We start from the raw sequence: 4,513 nt of genomic DNA, 5'->3' as shown, positions 1-4,513 counted from the left end.
GTAAAAATTTCAATACGTTCCATAGACACTCCTTAAAGATAGGTCTAAGCCTATCGCTTAATAATTGAGTGTCCGTTTTAAAATGGGGCTATTACAGTTAATATATTTGTCGTTAAATGATTTAATTTCTTTTGCTATTGGAAAGAGGAAGATGAGGATCATCATTTTTGGTCTTCTTGAAGAAAGAAAGTATTTCTATTCCGGACGTCGCTGGTTATTAAGATAATCTCAAGCTTTTTCGCACTCTGGTAAATCATAAAATAATGGCGTTTGACCTCCGCCCTGATTCCCATAAGTACTGTAAAAACGATCACAATAAATTATGTCGAATATTTCGCAATATTCACTGAAAAAAAATACCCTGTAACGATGGGATTATCAATCGTGTCTGACCCTTTTGGTTCTGATGGTTTTCAACGCACGGCCCTCTTATTGTCTCCCGGCCAGAGTGCCATATCTGAGTTACAAAAGAGGTTTGATATAAATAAGTGTATAGTGATTTTTATGACTATTATCAGAGTAATTATCCGAACCGGACACAAAGCCAAAAAACCCTAATCAGCCGCGCTTGCAGACCTGCCTTCGGTGGCCAATCTTTACCGCTGGTATAACATCAGCCATTTGATAGATGGTCCCACTGCCAGATCCATTAGCGCTCTTACCTGAAAGCTGTTCGCTTCCAGTTGCTCAGGGATTCTCCCGGAGTTTTAGCCGGAGATCCTGCTTGATCGGATCAAAACAAACTAACTAGCGGGATATGCAGCCCTTGGTCTAGCGTTAGAAAAACGGATATCTGATTGTCGCCCCACAAACATGACTGGGTACTCTGATGACTGACTATTTTATTCAAGCGTTTATTTACCTGGTAGCGGCGGTGATCGCGGTGCCGCTGGCCAGGCGGTTCGGGCTGGGGTCGGTACTCGGTTACCTGATGGCCGGTCTGGTCATCGGGCCGGTGACCGGACTGGTGGGCCAGGAGACGGTCACCCTTCAACATTTTGCCGAGTTCGGCGTGGTCATGATGCTGTTCCTGGTGGGGATGGAGCTTGACCCCAAATCTCTCTGGGCCATGCGGGTCCGGCTGCTCGGTCTCGGCGGCCTGCAGGTCACACTGACCGCAGCCGCAGCCGCCTATTTTGCCTGGTCTCTGGGACTGCCCTGGCAAACCGCCGTGGCGGTGGGATTTCTCTTCTCCCTGTCCTCCACCGCAATCGTCCTGCAGACACTGACCGAAAAGGGCCTGGTCAAAACCGAAGGCGGCCGAAGTGCTTTCTCAGTGCTGCTTTTTCAGGACATTGCGGTGATTCCCATGCTGGCAGTCATCCCGCTGCTGGTCGTGTCGGAAATTGTCGGTACCAGCACGACAGAGCACGGACACAGCAGCCTCAGCCTGGTTGAGAACCTGCCGGGTTGGGCACATGGGCTGGTGGTGGTTGGCGCGATCATGTTGGTGATTGTCTGTGGTCATTACCTGAGCCGGCCGCTGTTCCGCTACGTAGTGCAGTCCGGCATGCGGGAAGTGTTCACCGCCACGTCCCTGATGCTGATTATCGGCATCGCAGCGCTCATGAGCCTGGTGAATCTGTCGCCGGCGCTTGGCGCTTTTCTGGCCGGTGTGGTGCTGGCCAACAGCGAGTTCCGGCATGAGCTGGAAGCCAATATCGAACCATTCAAAGGACTGCTGCTGGGGTTGTTCTTCATTACCGTGGGTGCGGGGATCAATTTCGAGGTGCTGACTAATACCTGGGATACGGTTCTGCTTCTCGCCATGGCGGTTATCGTGGGCAAGGCGCTGATTCTGGTTGGTCTGGCCTTTGTCTTCCGTATCCGCGGCAGTGAAGGCTGGTTGTTCACCCTCGGGCTGGCCCAAGCAGGAGAATTCGGCTTTGTCCTGCTGACCTACAGCACTCAGAACGGGGTGATTGCCACGGAGACCGCACAGCTATTGTCATTGGTGGTAGCCCTATCCATGTTCCTGACCCCGCTGTTGTTTATTGTCTATGACCGGGTGGTGCTACCGCGCTATCAGAAGGCCTCAAATGAAGAAGCGGAGCCGGATGAGATAGAAGAGCAGGCGCCGGTGATCGTGGCAGGGGTTGGCCGCTTCGGGCAAATTGTCTGCCGTTTGCTTCGCGCCAACAACATTCCCAGCGTGGCCCTGGACCATGCCTTGGATCAGATCGAAAATCTGCGCCGGATCCAACTGAAAAGTTACTTTGGCGACGCCACCCGCATCGAACTACTGGAAACCGCCGGGATTGCCGAGGCACGCCTGCTCATCGTCGCTATCGATGACCGTGCCCGGGCAGTGAGCCTGGTGCGTCACGTCAAACAGCTTTATCCGGGGGTCTGGGTGCTGGCCCGCGCCTTCGACCGCGGTCACGGTTACGAGTTGCGTGAAGCCGGTGCCGATGATGTGGTCAGCGAGACCTACTACTCCGCCCTGGAACTCGGTGGTGAGGCCCTTACAGCCATGGGCGTGCACCCAGAGCGCGCCCGCCGGATGACCCAATCCTTTGTCGCCAGCGAAAAAGCCAACGAAGACCAACTATTCGACGTTTGGCGTAATATCGAGGAAGGCATCCATTTCAGCCCGCGTTACGGAGAGTTGTTCATGAAGCTGGAAGAGTCGCTGGGGCATGCCATGCGGGAGCACGCAAAGCGAAGCGAGGACGAAAAACCAGCGTGGACGCCACCGAAAGAAAATGGCTGATCGCGAAAATAAAGACGCCGTTTACGGCATTCTTATCTCAGCTCATACATACCCGATAAACGTAATTGATATTATTTTATAAATAAGTCTGTAAAAAATTCACATGATCTCAACTGTTTAAAATTCACACCCCACAGAAATATTGAGTAATGTCATAAATTATTGATTATAAATTCAAATATTTTCAATGTTATTCAATAAGTTATCCTCACCCATACACACGGTGTCGATAGTTAAAAATTAAATCCTTTTCCGTAATTTTACTGTGGCACTCATATTGCTCCTATCTCTTTTGGTATGGCTTTTGAGTAAATTTTGCTCACTGAAGACAAGTTTTTTTGATTCAGATCTGGCTGTCCATATTTTCATTATTTATTGAAGGTACGTTGATGAGCCCTAACCAGAATCTTCAAACTGCAGATGTTACTGATCTGCCCGAATTAACGTTAAGCGAACGCTTTTTTGAGTTTATCGATGACAATACTTTTCCCTGTGTAGGGGCAAAAGCTGCGTTGGCCAATGACTCAATCGAAGCGCATGAGTTTGATAAGTTGGGCACCCATGAGAATGACCAACGCATTGTCGATGGTCTTTCTCGATTTGTTCAAATGCTCGATACGCTTGATGATGACAGTATGGAAGTGCATTCCTATGTGGCGTTATTTGATGGTCCTTTTGATATGAATGAGCATGAGTTCGAGGCACAGCTATGGGCTCAATTATGGCGTCTCCATAAGCTCGATATTAAAGCAGGTAACAAACCCGCTAATGATGTGAGTAGCGATACCAACAATCCCCGTTTCAGTATGAGCTTGTCGGGTCATCCGTTTTTTATTATTGGTTTGCATCCACATGCTTCACGCATGGCCAGACGCTTTAGTCATCCGGCAATGGTTTTTAATTCTCACCGACAGTTTGATAGGCTTAGAAAAGACGGCCGTTTTGAGAAGATGCAAGAAGCCACTCGTTCACGCGATAAGGAGTTGCAAGGCTCAATCAATCCCAATCTGGCCAACTTTGGTGAAGCAAGTGAGGCTCGTCAGTACAGTGGACGTAAAGTGGAAGACCAATGGCAGTGTCCATATGATTTCAGGAGAAATAATGAATAACGCGATAGAGACCATTCGAATTTCACCCTGCTCAGCGCAAAGCGTCGAACTGGATAAAGGTGATGAATTGATAATCATCGATCCACAAGGCCAACAAGTGAGCGATCTGGTCGCATTTGAACGGACTAATCGTGAGGAATACCTGTCGTCTGGACGTTCGCTGGACTATGCCTCACGTATGTGGCTTACCACAGGCGATATTTTATACTCGAATCGTAGCCGTCCCATGTTCACTATTCTTGAGGATACCTGTGGAAGGCATGACTTTACCCTGACTCCCTGCTCCAAAGATACGTTTAAGATCATCTATGGCGAAGATGAAGGCCGCCCGGGTTGTGAAGGAAATCTTGTTGCTGCACTTGCGCCCTACAATATTGGTGTTGATCGCATACCGATTGCCTTTAATGTGTTTATGCATGTGGCGGTTAATGCAGATTCAGGTGAGTTTCAAGTGTTACCACCGCTGAGTAAAGCAGGTGACTTTGTTCGCTTTCGGGCAGAAATGCCTTTGATAGTAGCCATGACGGCATGTTCAGCAGGACAGTCGAATAATTTCAACTATAAACCAATCGACTTTAAAGTTTTGCGACATGGAAACTGAGTTGAACGATTTTGATAATTTCTAAAGGAGTTTACTTATGCCAGTCGTTCGTGTGACATGGTTTGAAAATAAAGACGATAAGGCAAAAAA

The 4,513-nt window shown here is 48.7% G+C and carries 3 protein-coding genes; all 3 read left to right on the top strand.

Translation table 11 applies throughout. The features are described from left to right. Nucleotides 1-829 precede the first annotated feature (829 nt). Nucleotides 830-2,713 (top strand): monovalent cation:proton antiporter-2 (CPA2) family protein, encoded by a 1,884-nt coding sequence (locus tag LGT40_RS00895; protein ID WP_226071252.1) that lies wholly within the window; start codon nucleotides 830-832, stop codon nucleotides 2,711-2,713. A gap of 389 nt (nucleotides 2,714-3,102) precedes the next feature. Beyond that, nucleotides 3,103-3,822 (top strand): guanitoxin biosynthesis heme-dependent pre-guanitoxin N-hydroxylase GntA, encoded by a 720-nt coding sequence (gntA, locus tag LGT40_RS00890; RefSeq protein ID WP_226071254.1) that lies wholly within the window; start codon nucleotides 3,103-3,105, stop codon nucleotides 3,820-3,822. Next, nucleotides 3,815-4,423, top strand: a complete 609-nt coding sequence (locus LGT40_RS00885; protein ID WP_226071256.1) for a DUF1989 domain-containing protein — start codon at nucleotides 3,815-3,817, stop codon at nucleotides 4,421-4,423. The genes gntA and LGT40_RS00885 overlap by 8 nt, the downstream gene beginning before the upstream one ends. The last annotated feature ends 90 nt before the right edge of the window (nucleotides 4,424-4,513 follow it).

This window comes from Methylophaga pinxianii, assembly GCF_020447225.1.
In the GTDB taxonomy this organism is placed as follows: domain Bacteria; phylum Pseudomonadota; class Gammaproteobacteria; order Nitrosococcales; family Methylophagaceae; genus Methylophaga; species Methylophaga pinxianii.
The sequence above is the reverse complement of the archived record's forward strand: the minus strand, read 5'-3'. Positions and strand labels throughout refer to the sequence as shown.